This is a genomic window from Amycolatopsis sp. VC5-11 (assembly GCF_037034185.1).
Classification (GTDB): domain Bacteria; phylum Actinomycetota; class Actinomycetes; order Mycobacteriales; family Pseudonocardiaceae; genus Amycolatopsis; species Amycolatopsis nivea.
In genome coordinates this window covers 59,429-78,492 of record NZ_JBAGKF010000020.1, presented here as the reverse complement: position 1 = coordinate 78,492, position 19,064 = coordinate 59,429, and the positions used below count along the sequence as shown (strand labels likewise).

General features: G+C 69.1%; 15 protein-coding genes. 6 read left to right on the top strand and 9 right to left on the bottom strand.

The genetic code is table 11. The features are described from left to right. Positions 1-102 precede the first annotated feature (102 nt). Positions 103-1,458: a nucleobase:cation symporter-2 family protein gene (locus tag WA670_RS38105; RefSeq protein ID WP_205673240.1), complete on the bottom strand. Its 1,356-nt coding sequence runs from the start codon at positions 1,456-1,458 to the stop codon at positions 103-105. Between the two features lie 35 nt (positions 1,459-1,493). After that, entirely contained in the window at positions 1,494-2,900 is a 1,407-nt protein-coding gene (locus WA670_RS38100) for an amidohydrolase family protein (RefSeq protein ID WP_037817516.1), read from the bottom strand. A 340-nt stretch (positions 2,901-3,240) separates the two neighbouring features. On the opposite strand from WA670_RS38100, the gene WA670_RS38095 reads away from it, so the two are divergent. Continuing rightward, positions 3,241-4,224, top strand: a complete 984-nt coding sequence (locus tag WA670_RS38095) for an amidohydrolase family protein (protein ID WP_238604928.1) — start codon at positions 3,241-3,243, stop codon at positions 4,222-4,224. 25 nt (positions 4,225-4,249) lie between these two features. On the opposite strand, the gene WA670_RS38090 is transcribed toward WA670_RS38095, so the two are convergent. Next, positions 4,250-5,245: a LacI family DNA-binding transcriptional regulator gene (locus tag WA670_RS38090; RefSeq protein WP_336161051.1), complete on the bottom strand. Its 996-nt coding sequence runs from the start codon at positions 5,243-5,245 to the stop codon at positions 4,250-4,252. A gap of 82 nt (positions 5,246-5,327) precedes the next feature. Here WA670_RS38090 and pucD point away from each other — a divergent pair, with 82 nt between their 5' ends. The 3 genes from pucD to WA670_RS38075 all read left to right on the top strand — a co-directional run bounded on the left by pucD (position 5,328) and on the right by WA670_RS38075 (position 9,430). Next, the gene (gene pucD / locus WA670_RS38085) at positions 5,328-7,652 is read left to right on the top strand and encodes a xanthine dehydrogenase subunit D (protein WP_336161050.1); all 2,325 of its coding nucleotides are present in this window, start codon (positions 5,328-5,330) and stop codon (positions 7,650-7,652) included. A gap of 426 nt (positions 7,653-8,078) precedes the next feature. Then, positions 8,079-8,957, top strand: coding sequence for an FAD binding domain-containing protein (locus tag WA670_RS38080; protein ID WP_336161049.1), 879 nt, complete (start codon positions 8,079-8,081; stop codon positions 8,955-8,957). After that, complete coding sequence (locus WA670_RS38075) at positions 8,948-9,430, top strand: (2Fe-2S)-binding protein (protein ID WP_134730498.1); 483 nt, start codon at positions 8,948-8,950, stop codon at positions 9,428-9,430. Before WA670_RS38080 ends, WA670_RS38075 begins: the two co-directional genes overlap by 10 nt. Before the next feature lie 864 nt (positions 9,431-10,294). Here the strand turns inward: WA670_RS38075 and WA670_RS38070 are convergent. Then, positions 10,295-11,074: a PIG-L family deacetylase gene (locus tag WA670_RS38070; RefSeq protein ID WP_037817713.1), complete on the bottom strand. Its 780-nt coding sequence runs from the start codon at positions 11,072-11,074 to the stop codon at positions 10,295-10,297. Between the two features lie 208 nt (positions 11,075-11,282). On the opposite strand from WA670_RS38070, the gene WA670_RS38065 reads away from it, so the two are divergent. After that, on the top strand, positions 11,283-12,635 hold the full coding sequence (locus WA670_RS38065; RefSeq protein WP_134730500.1) for a TrpB-like pyridoxal phosphate-dependent enzyme: 1,353 nt from the start codon (positions 11,283-11,285) through the stop codon (positions 12,633-12,635). A gap of 362 nt (positions 12,636-12,997) precedes the next feature. On the opposite strand, the gene WA670_RS38060 is transcribed toward WA670_RS38065, so the two are convergent. The 4 genes from WA670_RS38060 to WA670_RS38045 form a co-directional block, all read right to left on the bottom strand. Further along, positions 12,998-13,192, bottom strand: coding sequence for a hypothetical protein (locus WA670_RS38060; RefSeq protein WP_336161048.1), 195 nt, complete (start codon positions 13,190-13,192; stop codon positions 12,998-13,000). Between the two features lie 80 nt (positions 13,193-13,272). Beyond that, entirely contained in the window at positions 13,273-14,859 is a 1,587-nt protein-coding gene (locus tag WA670_RS38055; protein ID WP_134662524.1) for a hypothetical protein, read from the bottom strand. A 287-nt stretch (positions 14,860-15,146) separates the two neighbouring features. Then, positions 15,147-15,917 carry an ABC transporter ATP-binding protein gene (locus tag WA670_RS38050; RefSeq protein WP_134662523.1) on the bottom strand — a complete coding sequence of 257 codons (771 nt, stop codon included), beginning with the start codon at positions 15,915-15,917 and terminating at the stop codon, positions 15,147-15,149. Between the two features lie 42 nt (positions 15,918-15,959). Then, positions 15,960-16,517, bottom strand: coding sequence for an ester cyclase (locus WA670_RS38045; protein ID WP_037817504.1), 558 nt, complete (start codon positions 16,515-16,517; stop codon positions 15,960-15,962). A gap of 79 nt (positions 16,518-16,596) precedes the next feature. Here WA670_RS38045 and WA670_RS38040 point away from each other — a divergent pair, with 79 nt between their 5' ends. Next, positions 16,597-17,274 carry a TetR/AcrR family transcriptional regulator C-terminal domain-containing protein gene (locus WA670_RS38040; protein WP_134730505.1) on the top strand — a complete coding sequence of 226 codons (678 nt, stop codon included), beginning with the start codon at positions 16,597-16,599 and terminating at the stop codon, positions 17,272-17,274. Here WA670_RS38040 and WA670_RS38035 read toward each other — a convergent pair. Further along, a complete protein-coding gene (locus WA670_RS38035) occupies positions 17,258-19,033 on the bottom strand; it encodes a VanW family protein (RefSeq protein WP_275294249.1) in 1,776 nt (591 codons plus the stop codon). The genes WA670_RS38040 and WA670_RS38035 overlap by 17 nt on opposite strands. Between the last annotated feature and the right edge of the window lie 31 nt (positions 19,034-19,064).

The window sequence follows — 19,064 nt, the reverse complement described above, 5'->3', positions numbered from 1 at the left end:
CGCGCGCGAACCTGCCGCCGCACCTACGGGGTTATGGAATGAGCGAGGTTTTTCCTTCCCTGCAAGGAGTTTCGACTATGGTGCATCGGAAGCCGCCGAGGGTCAATACCCGGGCGCGGCTTCCGTTCCGGTGCGCGGAGCCCGTTCGCGGCGGTTGAGCACGAGGTTCAGCAGGAACGCCGCGATGCCGCCGGCGGCGATGCCGCTCGTCAGTACCGTCTGCACCACAACGGGCAGATGTTGGTAAAACTCTGGCGCGCCGACCGGCAAAAGGCCGAAGCCGAACGAGATGGCGACGATCAGGATATTGCGGCCGTTGCTGAGGTCCGCCTGGCTCATGATGCGCAGCCCGACCGCCCCGACGGTGCCGAACATGACCACGCCGACGCCGCCGAGCACCGGTCCCGGCAGCGACGCGACGGCCGCGCCGAGCTTCGGCACCAGGCTCATGAGCACCAGCACCGCGCCCGCGGTCGCGACAACGAACCGGCTCATCACGCGGGTGATGCTGACCAGCCCGACGTTCTCGCCGAAGGTGACGACGGTGAACGAGCCGAACACGCCGGCGAACGCGGTGCCGAGCCCGTCCGCGCGCAGTGCCCGGGAAATCTCGGGCGGACCGACGTCGCGGCCGACGATCTGCCCGATGGCGAGCGTGTCGCCGGTCGATTCCACCATGTTCACCAATTGCACGATGATCATGGGCAGCAAGGCGGACAACGCGAACGTCGGCATGCCGAATTCGAACGGCTTCACCACGCCGAACCAGTCCGCCTGCCCGACCGAACTGAAGTCCGCCATGCCGAGCGGAACCGCGACGAGGGTGCCGACCGCCAGCGCGATCAGGATCGCGAAGCGGCGCACCGCGGGCGGGGCGAACCGTTCCAAGCAGACAGTCAGCACGATGATGCCCAGGCCGAGAATCAGCCGTCCGGCCGAACCGTGGTCGGCCGCGTTCGGGTTCGACCCGGCGATCAGCGTCGCGGTGGAGGGCAGCAGCGAGAATCCGATGATCGCGATGATCGTCCCGGTCACGATCGGCGGGAAGAACCGGATCAGCTTGCTGAACCACGGCGCGACCAGCCAGGTCAGCAGCCCGGCGACGATCGTCGCGCCGAAGACCGCGGGCAGCCCGGCCTCCTTGCCGACGATGATCGCCGGGGTGATGCCGGTGAAGGTCGAGCCCATCACGATCGGCAGCCGGACCCCGACGTTGCCGATCCCGAGCGTCTGCAGCAGCGTCGCGATGCCGCTGACCAGCACGTTCGCCGTGATGAGCGTGGCGATCTGCGCGGTGGACAGGCCGACGCCGAGCCCGATCAGCAGCGGGACGGTGACCATTCCGGAGTAGGCGACCAGCAGGTGCTGGATGCCGAGGGGGAGCATCTGCCGGAACCGGGGGACGGTGTCGACCGCGTCGCGGGTTTCGGCTCGGGTGGTGCGCGGACGGAATCGCATGGTTTCCTCCACAGCGGGGAAGGGGGGAGCGCGGATCACCGCGCCCAGGGAGTGAGCAGTCCGCCCATGCCGCTGCGTTCCAGCAGCCGGGCCGCGTGCCGTTCCGCCTCGTCGGCGGCGGCCGCTTCGTCGACGCGGACGCACTGTCCGGCGCGGTAGACGATCTCGCCGCCCACGATCGTCAGCTCCACATCGGACCCGCGGGCGGAGTAGACGAGGGCGGCGACAGCCCGGTGCACCGGGCGCACGTGCGGACGGTCGAGCGCGGTCACGATGACGTCGGCGAGTTTGCCCTCGCTCAACACTCCCGCGTCGATTCCGGCGTAACGGGCCCCCTCGCGGGTGGCCATTTCCAGCGCGTCCTCGGCCCGCAGCGCGGTCGGGTCCAAAGTGGCCGTTCGCTGGCCGAAGACGCTGAGTTTCATCGCCTCGAAAAGATCTTGCCGATGGCCGCAGCTGGGACCGTCGGTGCCGAGCGCGACCGGGACGTGCTGTTTCCGCATGTTCGCGATCTGCGCGGTGCCGGACGCGAGATAGCCGTTGGACGCCGGGTTGTGCGAAACTCCCGCGCCCGCCGCCGCGACCTGCTCGATTTCGGCTTCGTCGAGCCAAATCGCGTGCGCGAGCGTGGCCCGTTCGTCGAGCAGGCCTTCCTTCGCGAGCCACTCGACCGGCCGCACCCCGTGGGTTTCGAGATAGCTGACCGGATCGGTTTTGCTCTCGCAGCAATGGGTGTGCCAGCGAGTGCCGTATTCCCGGGCGAGTTCGACCGTCTGGCGGACGAGTTTTTGCTCCACGTAACAGAGGTTGAGCGCGGCGGGCCAGACGGAGACCTTCGAACTCGGCGGCCGGTGCTGCATCGCCTCGCGGGTGATCGCGAATTCGTCCTCGCTCGAGTAGCGGAACAGTTCGATCGGCTGGCCGCGACGGTCGGCGATTTCGGTGCGCTCGCCCAGCATGCCGCGGGCGACCGCACCGCGAAGCCCGGCTTCCTCGATGACGTCCGCGACGGCGAGCGTCGTTTCAAGATCGCTTGGCGCGTAATGGTTGTCGATCACCGTCGTGATGCCGGCTCGCAACGCTTCGACCGCACCGAGCCGTGCCCCGGCCACCGCTTCCGGTCCGGTGATCGCGATCGAGTACGGCCACATGAATTCGCACAGCCACGGCACGATCGACATGCCTTCGCCGAGCCCTCGAGCGAGTGCTTGGTACAGGTGGTTGTGCCCGTCGACCAGGCCGGGGAGCACGGCTTTGCCGCGGCAGTCGACGACCTCGGCGGCGCGCCAGCGTTCAGTGCCAGGCCCTTCGCCGACGCCGGCGATCCGGTCGCCGATGATCGCGACGTGGCCCGTCTGATGGACAGTGCGCTGGTCGTCGACAGTCACCACGGTGCCGCCGGTCAGCAGGAGATCGCAGGGTTCCGGTTCCGCAGCCGACATCGGGCCGCCCTTCCCCGGGCGGGGTCGGACCCGGCCCGGCGGTCGTCTCCAGCGCGCGGCTGGAGGCAGCTGGCCGAACGGTTGGCCCGAAACGGGAGGTCACCGGCGCCCGGCAGCGCCGCCGGGTCGTTCAATGCAAAGCCCTCGCGGGAGCGGTGTCAAGGGGGGAGTGCGGAAAAGTCTTGCCGCGCAAGGCATTCGGCGATCATGTGTTGACACCGGGCGGCGGAGGTGCTGCACTCGGTTGCGCCGGAGCGCGAATCGCGCTTCCGGGTCCCGTAGGTGCGGTGAAGCGCGGCCGGGGAGTCCTTTACTCAAGTCTTGCGTAAGGAGACATCCGGTGATTATCGATACCCATGTCCATCCGACGAATCTCGTCGACGAAGCCTGGCGGCACACCGGAACCCCGTTCACCGGCGAACGCACGCTGGAAATGATGGACGGTCCATTCTGGATCAACGGCAAGCCGCGGCGCGTGGACGTCAGCTGCATCATGCCGCCGCCGGGGAACACGACCTGGCGCGAGGGCAACAAAACCGGCCGCGAGGGCATCCGCGAATACCAGGCGTACGTGACCTCGCTGGTGCAGCAGTACCCGGACCGGTTCGTCGGCAACTTCATGTACAACCCGCGTTTCGGCCCGGAAAACGGTGCCGCGGAGCTGGCCTTCCACGTGAAGGAATACGGCTACAAGATGCTGAAGCTGCACGCCAACATGCATTCCTACCGCCCGGACCGGGCGCTGGACTGGCTGCGGCCGGTGATGCGGGTGTGCGACGAACTCGGCGTGATCGTGCTGATCCACACCGGGGACGGGCCGTACTCGATCCCCACCCAGTTCTACCCGATCATCCGCGAGTTCCCGAACGTCACGTTCATTCTCGGCCATTTCGGCATCCAGACCGGCGGCGTCTACTGTTTCGAGGCGTTCTGGATGATCCAGGACTCCCCGAACGTGATCGGCGAATCGGGCTGGCTGCTGCAGTCGCGGATCGTCGAATTCGCCAAGGAGATGAAGAAGAGCGACCTGGTCTTCGGCACCGATTCGCCGCCGAACGAGCCCGGGATGTGGGCGCGCGAGCTGGAAGTGCTGTGCCACCAGCCGCCGCAGGGCCTGAACCTGTCCGAGGACGACCTGGAGGGCTACCTCGGCAACAACATGGCCAAGCTGCTCGGCCTCGCGCCGACGCCGCCGCCGAAGGACAAGGCGGAAGCCGAGGCGTATTTGCGCGGCGACATTCCGCAGGCTTCCGCGGCGAATACGCACGCGTCGCATTATCTCGGCTACACGCCTTCGGCGTGGGCAGAGGCCGCTAGTTCCTGATTCCGTCGGCGCGCCGGCTGCGGGGTCAGTCGCACCCGCAGCTGGCGCGCGCGGTCAGATGGACGTCGAGGACGCGGTCGTCCGGCTGGGTGTTCTCGCGGAGCTGGTCCAGAGTGGACACCGCGGCGTCGGCGAAATCGTCGAAGGAATGCCCGGCAGTGGACAGCGCGGGCCAGCTGTGCGCGGCGGCGTCGGTACCGCCGAAACCGATCACTGCAAGGTCTTTCGGCACGTTCAAGCCAAGTTCCGCGGCGACTGTGAGCGTGTCGAGCGCCAGCCCGTCCGCTGTCGCCATGATCGCGCGCGGCCGCTCCGGCGACTGCAACCACCGCCGGATATCGGCTCGCGCGGCATGCCGGTCGAGTCCGGTGCGGACGACGTTGCCCGCGCTCCGCTTCGCCGCTCGCATCGCCTCGGTCCAGCCTCGGGCGCGATCGGCCACCGGCCCGGACCGTGCGGTTCCGGTGAGACAGCCGATCTCGCGGTAGCCGTGCCCGAGCAGGTGCTCGGTGGTCAACCGTCCGCCCGCCTTGTTGTCCAGCACGACGGACGGCGCGGCAGTCCCGGCCGGGGCGTGGTGGTGCAGGTAGACGACCGGAACGTCCAAAGTGGAGTGGGTGGCGGCCGCTCCAGCGATCTCGGCGCGGACCAGCAGCAGGCCGTCCACGCGCATGTTCGCCAGTGATTCGGCGTACCGCAGCTCCTGTTCCCGGGAGAACGCCGAATTCCCGAGCAGGACAAGCGATCCGCGAGCGAACGCGGCCCGCTCGACCGCGTGCGTGAGCTGGGTGAAGTAGCCCTCGCTGCTGTCCGGCACGACCAGCCCGAGTACGTTGCTCCGCGTGGACCGCAACGCCCGCGCGACGAGGTTCGGCCGGTAGCCGAGCTCGGCGATCGCCTGCTCGACCCGCGCTCGCGTGGCGGGCGCGACCGGACGCGGGCCGTTGTTGAGCACGTAACTGACCACGGCCGGCGAGGTGCCCGCCAGCCGTGCGACATCGTCCCGGGTGACCCGCTGCATGCGCCAGACGATACCCGAAGAGCCGTTGACAGTCCCGATCTACACGTGTTGAATCCGTGCAGTCGGCAACGCAGGAAAGCTGGTGGTCATTGTGGACTCGCTGGTACGCGCCGCGGAAACCGGGAAAGCCGCCGGGGTGGGCGAAAGCGCCCTCCGTCCGGACGGCACCGCCAAGGTAACCGGCAGGTTCGCCTATTCGTCGGATTTGTGGATCGAGGGCACGGTCTGGGCGACCACGCTGCGCAGCCCGTACGCGGCCGCGCGGATTCGCTCGATCGACACGAGCAAGGCGCTCGCCCAGCCAGGCGTGCACGCCGTGCTCACCCACGAGGACGTGCCCGGCGCGAAAACGTACGGAATGAAATCCGCCGACCAGCCGGTCCTCGCGGTCGACGAGGTTCGGTATCACGGCGAACCGGTGGCGCTGGTCGCCGCTGACGACCCGGAAACCGCCCGGCAGGCAGCGAAACTGATCATGGTCGACTACGAACCGCTCGACCCGGTCACCGATCCGATGACAGTCCTGGACGAGGGCGTCCGTCCCATCCATCCGGACGGCAACCTGGTCCGGCACGTGAAAATCCGCCACGGCGATCTGGCCGCGGCGCGCTCCGAAGCGGACGTCGTGGTCACCGGCGAGTACGAAGTCGGCATGCAGGACCAAGCTTTCCTGGGCCCGGAATCCGGCTTGGCGATTCCTTCCGAGGACGGCGGCGTCGAGCTGTATGTTTCCTCGCAATGGCTGCACAAAGACCTGGAACAACTGGCCCCGTGTCTGGGCTTGCCGCCGGAAAAAGTGCGGCTGACCCTGGCCGGCGTCGGCGGTGCCTTCGGCGGACGGGAAGACCTCTCCGTCCACGTGCACGCCTGCATGCTCGCCCTGCGGCTCGGCCGTCCGGTCAAGATGTCGTACAACCGCTACGAATCCTTCTTCGGGCACGTGCACCGCCACCCGGCGAAGATGCGCTACGAACACGGAGCCACCAAGGACGGCCGCCTGGTCTACGTCAAAGCCCGCCTGGTTTTAGACGGCGGCGCCTATACCTCAACTTCACCCGTAGTCATCGCCAACGCTTGCTACTTCGTCACCGGCGCCTACGACGTCCCGAATGCCGAAATCGACGGCCTGGCGGTGTTCACGAACAACCCGCCCTGCGGCGCAATGCGCGGTTTCGGCGCCGTCCAATCGGCCTACGGCTGCGAGTCCAATATGGACAAACTGGCGCACGAACTAGGCATGGACCCGATGGAATTGCGGCTCCGCAACGCCATGACCACGGGCACCGTCCTGCCCACCGGCCAAGCCGTCGACGGCCCAGCCCCCGTCGCGGAACTGCTGCAAGCCCTCCGCGACCGTCCGCTGCCGCCGGCTGGCGCTGATGATTTGCTTTCCCTGCCCGGCGGAGCCGCCAACACGACGCACGGCGAGGGGGTGCGTCGCGGAGTCGGCTACGCGGTCGGGGTGAAAGCGATCGGCTACTCAGGAGGCGTCGACGACATCTCGACGGCCCGAGTCGCCTTGGCGGTAGTGAACGGTGCACCGGTCGTCTCGGTGCACACCGCCGCCGCGGAGTGCGGACAAGGCGTCACCACGGTGCAGTCACAGGTAGCGAGCACGGAACTGGGCGTCTCGCGGGTAGTCGTCCTCCCCGCCGACACCCAAATCGGCGACGCCGGTTCCGCGTCCGCCTCCCGAATGACGTGGATGTCGACCGGTGCCGTGCAAGGCGCCTGCCGCCACCTCGCCCGGGAACTCCTGCGCCGAGCCGCCGACGCCTACAGCCTGCCCGCTTCGGCCCTGTCGCTGGGCAACGACCACGTCCTTGACAGCGGCGGACATCCGGTGTGCCCGATCGCCGACCTCGTCGGTTCGGACACTGTCTCGCACACCTTCGAGTACCACCACCGCCCGACCCAAGGCATCGACCCGGAAACCGGCCAGGGCAACGCACACATCGCGTTCGCCTTCGCCGCGCACCGAGCCGTGGTGGACGTGGATGTCGAACTGGGTTTGGTGAAGGTGGTCGAGCTCGCGACCGCGCAGGACGTCGGCAAGGCGATGAACCCGCTGGCCGTAGAAGGCCAGATCGAAGGCGGCAGCGTACAGGGCCTGGGTTTGGCTTTGATGGAGGAAATCCTGGTCGACCGCGAGGGCCGGGTGCGCAACCCGTCCTTCACGGACTACCTGATCCCGACCGTGCTGGACGTCCCGCCGATGCCGATCAGCCTCTTCGAATTCCCGCATCCCGACTCGCCGTACGGCTTGAACGGCGTAGGCGAGCCGCCCACCCTGTCGTCGACCCCCGCGATCCTGAACGCCCTCCGCTCCGCGACCGGCCTGCCCCTGCCGAACGCCCCCATCCGCCCGGACGACATCGCCTTGGCCGGTCGTCGCGCCGCTTCGTGATGGTGGCTCGTGTGCGCTCGTGTGCAGTGGTCCGGCGTTGCCTATTCACAGCGGTCCGTTTCGTGAGCGCGGTAGCGCGTGTGCACTCGTTCGCAGTGGTCCGGCGTGCCCTGTTCGCAGCGGTCCGTTTCGTGAACGGTCCGTTTCGTGAACGTGGTGGCCCGTGCGCAGCGGTCCGCCATGACCTGTCCGCAGCGGTCCGTTTCGTGAGTGCGGTGGCCCGTGCGCAGCGTTCCGCCGTGACTGTCCGCAGCGGTCCGTTTCGTGAGCGCAGTAGCCCGTGTGCAGCGGTCCGGCGCGACCTGTTCGCAGAGGCCCATTTTTCCTTCGTGCCGCATGCCCCCGGCCTTCCTCCCCCTTCTCGCCCGTGCCCCTTTGCCCTTCCTGCCCGTCCCTGACCGGCAGTCTGCCTCCCGGAGGTGCCCCGTGGATTTCCTGACCCCCGCGACCTGGGCCGAAGCCCTGGCCGCCAAGTCCGCCCGCCCGGACGCCGTGCCGCTGGCCGGCGGCACCGACGTCCTGGTCGAACTCAACTTCGACCACCGCCGCCCGCCCGCGCTGCTGGACCTCACCCGGATCGGCGACCTGACCGAATGGACCGAGCGAGACGGCCGGATCCGCCTGGGCGCAGGCGTCTCGTACACGCGAATCATCACTGAATTAGGTACCCGCCTCCCCGGCCTGGCGATGGCGAGCCGCACCGTCGGCTCCCCGCAAATCCGCAACCGAGGCACCGTCGGCGGAAACCTGGGTGCGGCCTCTCCCGCTGGCGACGCCCACCCCATGCTCCTGGCCTGCGACGCGACCATCGAAGTCGCGTCCGTCCGCGGCACCCGGATGATCCCGGCGACGGAGTTCTACCAAGGCGTCAAACGCAACGCACTGGCCCCCGACGAGCTGATCGCCGCTATCCATCTCCCCGCGGCGACCGGCCCGCAACAGTTCGCGAAGGTCGGCACCCGCAACGCAATGGTCATCGCAGTGTGCTCATTCGCCCTGGACCTGGCCCCGGAAACCGGCTGGATCGGCGCCGCGGTCGGTTCGGCCGCCCCGACCCCGCGCCGGGCGACCGCCGCCGAAGACTTCCTCCGCGACGCCCTGTCCGATGCGTGGACCTCCCGCTCTCGGCTGCCGGACGCGGTTCTCCGCCGCTTCGGCGAACTGGCCGCGAGCGCCGCGTCCCCGATCGATGACGTCCGGGGCAGCGCCGACTACCGCATCCACGCGATCGCCGTACTGGCCCGCCGGACGTTGCGCTGGGCCTGGGAAGACTACCGGAAAGGCGGGCAGCCGAAATGCGCCTGAACCTCACTGTCAATGACGAACCGCGCACCGTCGACGAGGTGTGGGAGGGGCAGAGCCTGCTCTCCGTGCTGCGTGATCAACTGGGTTTGCCAGGCTCGAAAAACGCCTGCGAACAAGGCGAATGCGGTTCGTGCACAGTGTATTTGGACGGTACCCCAGTGTGCTCGTGCCTGGTCGCCGCGGGCCAAGCCGAGGGCAGGAACGTCCGTACCGTAGAAGGCCTAGCGGACGGCGACCAGCTGGACGCAGTACAACAAGCCTTCCTCGACACCGGCGCGGTCCAGTGCGGCTTCTGCACACCGGGCTTGATCGTCGCCGCGCACGAGTTGGTGCACCGCGTGGATGCCCCTTCGGATCCAGAGATCCGCGAGGCATTGGCCGGGAACCTCTGCCGCTGCACTGGATACGAAAAAATCCTGGACGCGGTCCGCCTGGCCTCGGCCCGGGTGGGAGAGGCCGCGGGGCCCGGGTGATGTTTGTTGCCCGCTCGATGCTCGCCAGCCTGCGGGGCCGAGCTAGCTCAAGCTGGACTGCGCGCAGCTTGAGCTAGCTCGGCCCTGCACGGGAAGGCGCATCGCGACCTCGACCATGGACCGCGGCCCAGGCTGGACGACCGCGTCCGCCCAGCCAACGGACGGCTCGCCGCTTGCCTGCAACGACCACGCGGCCCCATCCCGGGCTCCAGGTCCGTGCCGGAAACCCCACTGCTTGGTGTGTCGCCCGAGCCTTCCCCCAGCCCCGCGGCCAACGAAGATGGCTCGGCCCGAGGGTGCGCCAGCGCCGGTCTCGGGCTCGGGCCAGCAACCCGCGGGCTCGGCCCGGTCTGTCTCGGGCCTGCGGACCGCACCGGAAACTCGCATCGGACGGTTCGTCAGTCGCCGCCTTGGGCTCGGGCCGGTGACCCGCGTCTGCGGGCTCGGTCCCCGGCTGTCTCGGGCCTGCGGTCCGCAGCGTCGACTTCGCGCCCGGCGGTTGCCCGAACCGATCTTCGGCTCGCGCCGGCGACCCGCGTCCGCGGGCTCGGTCCCCGGCTGTCTTGGGCCCGCCGTTCGCAGCGGCGGCTTCGCGCCCGATGGCTCGTCCGATCCGGCCTCGGCTCGCGCTGGTAGCCCGCGCCCGCAGGTTCAGCCCGCACCTGTCCCAGGCACGCAGTCCCCAGCGCGACCTCGCACCCGATGGCTCGTCCGTCCCGGCCTTGGGCTCGCGCGAGCGATCCGCCCGCAGGTTCGGCTCGCGCCTGTAGCGGGGCCGCCGTTTGCAGCGGCAACGCGCGCTCCCGGCGGTGTGCCCGCACCGATGCCGAACATGTCGTAGGCCTCGCGGCTCGTCCGGCCCGGTCAGAGGCCCTTCATCAGGTCCGTCTCCGTCACCCCCGGCCCCTGTCCTTCCCGGATGAACCATTCCGTCCCGAAGGCCTCACCGAACTTGTCGTCCGGCAGCGCCAGGAAGAACGACTCCTCGCTGATCTGGCTCCGATGCGCGCGCATCGCCGCCCGCTTCACCTTCAGGTATGCCGTGACGTCCACTTCGGCCGTCAGCTCGGCTTCCGGTTTCCCGATGATCATGTCCGCGTCCGGGCCGCCTTCCTCGCCCGCCGCGCGGGCGGCTTCAGCGGCTCGGCGGATCTGGTCGCGGTTCGTCGAGCCCTGGTAAACGCGCGGCGTGCCCGCGAGTTCGGCCGCGCGCATGCCGACCCGGTGGACCTGGATGTGGTCCGGGTGGCCGTAGACGCCGAAGTCGTCGTACACCGTGAGCACGTCGGCCGACTCCTCGAGCAGGATCGCCGCCAGCCGCTTCGCCGCTTCCTCGACCGGCGCGCTCCAGAACGTTTCCGGGCCGTCGTTGGAAGGGTCGCCCATCATCCCCGAGTCCTGGTATCCCAAGAACTCCACTCGCGAGACGCCCAGCACCTCGGCCGCTGCCTGCGTCTCCTGCACCCGGCGGTCCGCGAGCTGCTCGCCGTCGTCGAGCAGGCCCTCGGGGATCTCGCCTTTTTCTCCGCGCGTGGCCACCACGAGCACCACCCGGTGCCCCTCGTCGGCCGCTTTGCGCATCACGCCGCCGGTCATGATCGCCTCGTCGTCCGGGTGGGCGTGGAACGTCACCAATGTCGCCATGCCACCGAACGTACCGGCACCCACCGACAAAAACCGGCGCCCGCCGGAAACGGCTTCCGGGGAATCAGCCACACCCTCCATTGTGGACAGGTCGCCCACATGGGTGGACCTGCTGCTTTATCGGCGCGAGGGGTCCCCTCGCGCGCTCCGGCGCTTGGCTTCTCCCGCCGCCCGGCTTACGTTGGGGTCCGCCGACCGAGGAGGCGTCATGGCAGAACGGACGAAATACATCCTGGACGAGGCCGATCTCCCGGCGCAGTGGTACAACGTGGTGCCGGACCTGCCCGAGCCGCCGCCCCCGCCGCTGCACCCGGGAACCCGCGAGCCCGTCGGGCCCGCGGACCTGGCTCCGCTGTTCCCGCAGGCGCTCATCGAGCAGGAAGTCACCACCGAGCGCTACATCGACATTCCCGAGGAAGTCCGGGACGTCTACCGGCTCTGGCGTCCGTCCCCGCTCTATCGCGCCCGCCGGCTGGAGAAGGCGCTCGGCACCCCGGCCCGGATCTACTACAAGTACGAGGGCGTCAGCCCGGTCGGCTCGCACAAGCCGAACACCGCTGTGCCGCAGGCGTTCTACAACGCGGCGGAGGGCGTCACGCGGCTCACCACCGAGACTGGCGCCGGCCAGTGGGGGAGCGCGCTGGCGTTCGCGTGCGCGACGTTCGGGCTGTCCTGCGAGGTCTGGCAGGTGCGCGCGTCGTACGACCAGAAGCCGTATCGCAAGCTGATGATGGAGACCTTCGGCGCCCAGGTGTACCCGAGTCCATCGGACCGCACCGCCGCTGGCCGGGCGATCCTGGCGGAGAACCCGCAGTCGACGGGCAGCCTCGGGATCGCGATCAGCGAAGCCGTCGAGCAGGCCGCGGCGGATCCGGGCGCGCGGTACGCGCTGGGCAGCGTGCTCAATCACGTGCTGCTGCACCAGACGGTGATCGGCGAGGAAGCGCTCAAACAGTTCGAACTGGCCGGCGACACCCCGGACGTGCTCGTCGGCTGCACCGGCGGCGGCTCCAACTTCGGCGGGCTCGCTTTCCCGTTCCTGCGGGAAAAACTGGCCGGCCGGATGAACCCGGTGATCCGCGCGGTCGAACCGGCGGCCTGCCCGACCCTTACCCGAGGCCGCTACGCCTACGACTTCGGCGACACCGCCGGTCTCACGCCCCTGCTGAAAATGCACACGCTCGGCCACGGCTTCATCCCGGACCCGATCCACGCCGGCGGCCTGCGCTACCACGGGATGTCGCCGCTGATCTCGCACATCTACGAACTGGGCCTCATCGAGGCGCTCGCGATCGGGCAGCAGGAATGCTTCGCCGCCGGGGTGCAGTTCGCCCGCACCGAAGGCATCATTCCCGCGCCCGAGCCGACGCATGCTCTGGCCGCGTGCATCCAGGAAGCGTTGCGCTGCAAGGAGACTGGCGAAGAGAAAGTGATCCTGACCGCGCTTTGCGGACACGCGCACCTCGACCTGCCCGCGTACGGCGCGTACCTGGCGGGCGACATGGTGGACAACGAACTTCCGGACACGGCACTGGAGGAATCGTTGGCAGCGCTGCCCTGAGAGGTGCGGCTGGCGGGGCGCAGGAAGGAAGTGGAGGGGAGCGGAGGGCAGGCGAAGGTGCGTTGGGAGGGTGCGTTTGGTGAGGGTTGGTGGGTTGGTGGAGGTGTGCTGGGAGGGTGCGGTTGGTGAGGATTAGTGGGCAGGCGAAGGTGTGCCGGGTGGGGGCGGTTGGTGGGTTGGCGAAGGCGCGCTGGGAGGGCACGGTTGGTGAAAGTTGGTGGGCTGGCGCAGGTGTGCTCGGAGGGCGCGGTTGGTGAGGGTAGTGGCAGGTGAAGGTGCGCTGCGTGGGAGCGGTCAGTGAGCTGACGAGGCTGCGGTGCGACGGCCCAGTTGCTCCCGCGTTTCGGCGAACGGGCCGTCGGTCATCGTGACCGCGCCGTTCGCGGGCGGATGACGGTGGCGGCACGCGAGCGGCGCAAACCGCCGACGAACACCCAGGCGCCGGCGGCTTTCATGTCGTCGGTGCCTGGGTCGGTGCAAGCCGTCTGGGCGGCCAGCTCCTCGCCGGTCTCCAGCGCGGTTTCGTCTCCCCGGACGGCTAGCAGGTACTGCTTCACGGCGAACTCCCCTGGCGGGGTCTCTTGCCTTGGTTATCAACGCGCGCGACGCCATGAGACACCTCGGCAAGAAGAATTTCTCACCGTTCCTTGGAGACAGTCGCCAGTAGCTCCGGACCCCGCGTCACCAGTCGTTGCTGGGCGAGCGAACCCCACCACCATGCCAGCGCGATGCCGGTCGCGATTCCGGCTGGGATGCCGAGCCACTGCAGTACCGGCAGGTCTGCCAGCTTTCCGGCCACGCCCAGTGCCACCACCGGCAGCGCGCCGAGCACGATGAGCAGTGTGGTCGCCAGCATCAGGGCGGCTCGGGCGCACCCGGGGCGTCCGCCGGAGGACCATGGGCTGCCGCTTCGGCGTTGATCCGGCAAGGGGAAGGCCAGGAAGACTGATTGCAGCATCAGGACTCCGGCACCGGCGCCCAGCGTTGCGGGGACCAAGCCTAGGACCCACGGGTACGCGCCTGGTACGCCGGTGACGCCGGGCAGGACCAGGGCCAGCACCAAAGCCACGGGGGCGACGATCAGGACCCACGCCAGTTGGCGGCCGCGGATGTCGGCTCGTTCGGCGCCGGGGACGACCAGTGTGTGCCACAGGGCGCTGCCGTCCATTCCGTACAGGTTGCCGGACTGCATCGAGGCGAAAAGGACTACTGCGACACCGAAATACGGCAGCATCACGGATTGGCCGCCCCCGCCGGACAGGGCTGGGACGACGGTGATGACGAAGCCGATCAGCAGCGTCGACAGGAGGGCGACGCGGCGGCGGGCGTCTCGCCACCAGGTGTGCAGTTCCTTGCGGGCCACGGCGCCGACCGGGGTCGCGGGCAGCAGGCTGCGTCGCGTGCGGGTGCTCTTCGCGCGGGTTCGGGAGGCTCCGCGGAACGACGGCGTGGTGACCTGGCGGGCCAGCAGCGCGCCCCAGAGCACGACCAGAACCGCTACGACGCCGAGCAGTGCGGCGAAGAGGCCGCCGACCGTGCCCCAATTCCCGACTCCGGCCGCGTGTACCGCGAGCGTGCCCCAACCGGACGGGAGGGCGTGCATGACGCTGACGAAGCCGGGCATCTGACCGGTGACGATCGCCGGGCCGACGCTCCGCATCACGTAGTTGACCGCGACGCCGGACAACCCGGTGAGCGCTACCAGGATGATGCCGAGTTCCTTGCCCTTGCGCGACGTCAGCAGCGTGCCCAGCGCGGCCATCACCACGCGGTACAGCAGCACCACGAACGCCAGCTGCAGCACGGTGAACACGAGACCGACGAGCGCGGCGCCGGCGCCGAACCGCAGGCCGTAGAACACCAAGCCGAGGAACGCCAGCAGGCTCACCACTGCGGTGACGCCCACGAAGCTCGCCGCGAGCAGGCCGACCGCCAGCTTGCGGCGGCCGATCGGCAGCAGTGCGAAGTGTTCCGGCCGCAGGGTGTCGTCGCCGCCGCCGGTCGCGATCGGCGCGAGCACCCAGCCTGCCATCCAGACCGCGTAAATCGAGGTGAGCAGGTCGACGGTGATCCGCGCTTCCGGAGCCGGGAACACCGCGATGCCGATCGTGAACAGGGCCGCCAGCAGACCGAAGAGGCCGCCGACGATCATTCCGGCGATCTGTCGGCCGCGGAGGGAGTTGCGCAGGACTCGGAGCTTTAGTCGGATGAGGATGCCGATCATGCTGGCGCCCCCGTTCCGATGGTCCGCGCGCCGACGATGGTTCCGGCGAGTCGTCCGCGGAGGGAGTTGCGCCGGTGCCGCAGTTTCAGTCGGTCGAGGATGCCGATCATGCGGGCCCCTCCGTTCCGCTGGTCTGCGCGTCGGCGATCTGTCGTCCGCGGAGGGAGTTGCGCAGGACCCGCGGCTTCAGTCGGTCGAGGATGCCGATCATGCTCGCCCCTCCGTTCCGCTGGTCCGCGCGTCGGGGATCTGCCGTCCGCGCAGTGAATCGCGCAGGACCCGCGGCTTCAGTCGGTCGAGGACGCCAACCACGCCAGCCCCTCCGTTCCGCCCGTCCGGCCGCCGACGATGTGCACGAACGCGTCTTCCAGCGTGCCTTCGCCCCGCACGTCAGCCACCGCGCCCGCGGCGACGACGCGTCCGCGTGTGATCACCGCGACGTGGCTGCACAGCTGTTCCACCAACGCCATCACGTGGCTCGACAGCACGACCGCGCCGCCGGAGGCGACGAATCGCTGCAGGATCGTGCGGATCGTCGACGCGGAAACCGGGTCGACCGCCTCGAACGGCTCGTCCAGCACCAGCAGCCGCGGGCCGTGCAGCAGTGCCGTCGCGAGGCCGATCTTCTTGCGCATTCCCGCGGAATAGTCGATGACGAGGGTGCGCTCGGCGTCCGTCAGCTCCAGCACGCCGAGCAGTTCCTGGGCGCGTTCGGCGACCGTGTCCGGCGCTAGCCCGCGCAGCAGGCCCATGTATGTGAGCAGTTCCCGTCCGGTGAGCCGTTCCGGAATGGACAATCCGTCCGGAAGAACGCCGATCAGGCTTTTCGCCCGTTCCGGTTCCCGCCACACGTCCACGCCGAACACGCGCGCTTCGCCGGCGTCTGGCCGAAGCAAGCCGACCGCCATCGACAGCGACGTCGTTTTCCCGGCTCCGTTGGGGCCTACGAGGCCGAAGAACGACCCCCGCGGCACTTCAAGCCGCACATCGTCTACTGCCAGCGTGGTCCCGAACCGTTTGGTGAGTCCGTAAAGCCCCATGGCCGCGTCGTCGGACACCGGTTCCCCCTTCCCGTGGTGTGCGCACGACTGTACGCGGGGTCACCGACAAAAAGCGGGCGGAGTGGTGTCGGAAAGCCGTGGATCCGGGGTCCCGGACATCGCGAGCAGCCCGCGCACCGCGCGCACGAGCTTGGGCCACGAGGTGGGCTTCCGGACGTCGTACGCGCGCAGCAGCTGCCGGAGCATGGTGAGCGTGTCGAAGTAAATGCGTTCGCACACCAGCTGTTCGTCCGCGTCGAAGAGGAAGTACGCGGTCATCCGGACCCGGAACCGCTGCCCGGTGGGCGGGATCTTCCCGAGCGGCCCGCGATGCGTGCCGAGAAGCCAGAATTCGACGATTACCGCATCCGCGCTGTGGCGCAGAGCGATGATTTCGTGGTCTTGATCGGGAAAAGCGCGGCGCGTTTCGTCGTAGTAGCCGCGCACGGCGGAATCACCGTCGTGCACGGTCATCGTCGGCACGATCTCGTAGTGCGGATGCGGGAACGTCGCCAGCACGTCGTCCCAGTCCTGGCGCACCTCGTCGTGGAAGTGGTCGAGGACGAGCTTTTGCCGGGCACGCAGCACTTCGGGCGCGGGGATGGCCAACGGGTCCACGGGTTCCTCCAAACCAGGGGAGCGAAGCCGCAATTTAATCCACACTGTGGGTTTAACGCAAGTGCGCCATGATGGAGCCGTGAACACCACGACGCGCCGGGGACGCCCGCGCAAGGGAGACGCCAGGCTGTCGCGGGAGGCGATCCTGACGGCCGCGCTGGAAGTGGTCGACGCCGACGGGGCGGCAGCGGTCAGCATGCGGACCGTTGCGCAGCGTCTCGGCGTGGACGCGAAGAGCCTCTACCACCACATCGACGGCAAAGAGGCCTTGCTCGACGCCGTCGCCGGACACGTACTGGGCGGGATCGATCTCCCGGAGCTGACCGGGCAGCCTGAAGCGGACCTCCGCGCCATCGCCCAGTCGTTCCGGAAAGCAACCCGAGCGCACCCGCAGGCCGCCGCGTTGGTCCTAACCAGACAGTTGCCGTCGATCGCCGCGCTCGCTCCGGTCGAGGCGGTGCTTTCGGTGCTGCGCAAGGCAGGCGCGTCACCGGAAGAGGCGGTGCACCTGCTGCGCTCGCTCCTGGCCGTCGTCGTCGGCTCGCTTCTGCGCGAGGCGGGCGCGGGACCGGCGTTCGGCGTCACCGACGAAGCCGGGATCGCCCACCGCCGCGCCGAATTGGAGCAGACCGAGCTTCCCGCCGTGGTCGAATCCGCGCCGCATCTGGCGCGGTGCGATCACGAAGCGGAGTTCGCTTTCGCCGTCGACCTCGCGGTAGCCGCCACGATGCAGCGACTCGCTACTCCCCGCAGGTGATCTTCGGCTGCGGGTTGTAGCGGACCGACCGCGTGTGCCGTGAAACTTCCCGGCCCGACGAGGCGTCGCGCAGGATCCGGGTGTCGCTCGCGGTGAAACCGGGCGCGCCGTTGGACGCGTGGCAGTTCTCCGCCGGACCCGGTTTCGTCGGCGGCGGCGTCGGATTCGTGCGCTCGCCGGGGACCGATTCGACCGTGTACCGCTTGGTGCCCCACAGTTTCACGGTGATCGACGACGGCGTCCAGACGGTCTGGATCGCGACGCCGGTATCCGAGTCGTTGGTGAATTTCAGGTCGATCACGCTGGCGCCGTTGGGGTTCTGGAACACCGTCGCCTCGCGCGCGGCCGGGTAGCGGCTGATGTAGTAGCTGTGTTCCTTGTGCCCGGCGTCCTTCATCCCGGAGAAGTACGCCGCGTTGTACAGCGTGGTGGCGAACTGCGAAATGCCGCCGCCGACCTCGCGGGCGGGCGCGCCGTTCTCGATCACGCCGGCCTCGACGTAGCCCTGCGGACGCCCGCGCGGACCGGTGAATCCGTTGAGGCTGAACGTTTCTCCCGGCTTCACGATCGCGCCGTTCACCTTCTCGGCGACCACCCGGATGTTCGTGCCGGAGTCGGCGGCGAACCCGCCGGTGGTGAACTCGCCGATGACTTCCTTGACGCCCAGCTTGTCCGCCTGCTCGGTGGTGACCTTCGCGGGCGTCTTCTTGTAGATCGCCTTGAGCTCGCGGCTGTCGGTCTGCTTCAGCGTGTTCGGCAGCGGCTTGAGGCTCTGCTCCCAGTCGACCGTGTTGCCGTCCGCGGACGGCTCGACGACCGGTTTCCCGCCGGAGAACGCGATGGCCGCGTCCTTGCCCTCCTGCTCGGTGGACTTCAGCTGCGGCGCGAGCGCGTCGGTGACCTTCTTCGGGTCGATCTGCGGGGCGAGGCCGCCGCCGTCCCCGGGCACGAACGTGAGCGCGCCGGCGATCTGCTCCGGCGTCAGCGTCGCGTCCGCGCCTTCGCCCTTGACGACGACCGGCGCGGACACCGCGGGCTTGGCGAATTCGGTGAGCGCGCGCTGAACGCCCTCGGCGGTGGTGCGCACCGGAGTCGGCGTGACCGGAAGGGTCAGTTCGCTGCCCGAAGCCCAGCCGCTCAGCACCTTCGCCCGCGCCGCCGCGACGTCCAGCTTCTGCCCGACCTGCGGCGGGACCGCGACCGGAGTGGTGCCGTCGAACCGGATCGTGCCCTCGGCGGGCGCCCGGTCGACACGGCCGCGCAGGTCCTCGAGCGCCGGGTCGAGCTTCGCTGCCTCGACGTGCGACACGACGCCCAGTTCCCGCGTGCTGAAGAACGACGCCAGCCGGGTGAAGGGGTTGATCGGCTGGTCGCCCGCCTGGTCGAGGGTGCCGCTCCAGTCGAGCCCCAGCCCTGCCTCGGTCGGCGACAGCTTGGTGTGCGCGTTGCCCGCAGTGACCGTGAGCGGCTGGGTGAGCCGCGGCTCGATCTTCCCGCGCAGCTCGCGTTCGGCGACCGGCCGCTCCAGCCCGCCGACGTCCACGCCGGCCACGACGACGCCGCGCGGCACCCGGCCCTGGCTGGTCAGCAGGTCGATGAGGTACGCGACGACCAGGACGCCGAGCACGCCGCCGCTGATCCAGCCGGCTTTGCGCAGGCCGCGCCTTCGCGGCGGGGACGGAGGTTCCTCCGGTGGTACGACCGGCAGGACCTCGGTCTGGTCGCTGTCGGTTTCCGGCCAGCGCGGTTCGTACTGCACCTCACGACCCCTTCGATTCGCTGCGGTCAGG

Bases quoted from the DNA above. Each gene is read 5' to 3' on its own strand.
- WA670_RS38065 (WP_134730500.1), top strand. From the start codon at position 11,283: ATGGCAGAACGGACGAAATACATCCTGGACGAGGCCGATCTCCCGGCG.
- WA670_RS38100 (WP_037817516.1), bottom strand. From the start codon at position 2,900: ATGTCGGCTGCGGAACCGGAACCCTGCGATCTCCTGCTGACCGGCGGC.
- WA670_RS38105 (WP_205673240.1), bottom strand. From the start codon at position 1,458: ATGCGATTCCGTCCGCGCACCACCCGAGCCGAAACCCGCGACGCGGTC.
- WA670_RS38090 (WP_336161051.1), bottom strand. From the start codon at position 5,245: ATGCAGCGGGTCACCCGGGACGATGTCGCACGGCTGGCGGGCACCTCG.
- WA670_RS38070 (WP_037817713.1), bottom strand. From the start codon at position 11,074: ATGGCGACATTGGTGACGTTCCACGCCCACCCGGACGACGAGGCGATC.
- WA670_RS38075 (WP_134730498.1), top strand. From the start codon at position 8,948: ATGCGCCTGAACCTCACTGTCAATGACGAACCGCGCACCGTCGACGAG.
- WA670_RS38055 (WP_134662524.1), bottom strand. From the start codon at position 14,859: ATGATCGGCATCCTCATCCGACTAAAGCTCCGAGTCCTGCGCAACTCC.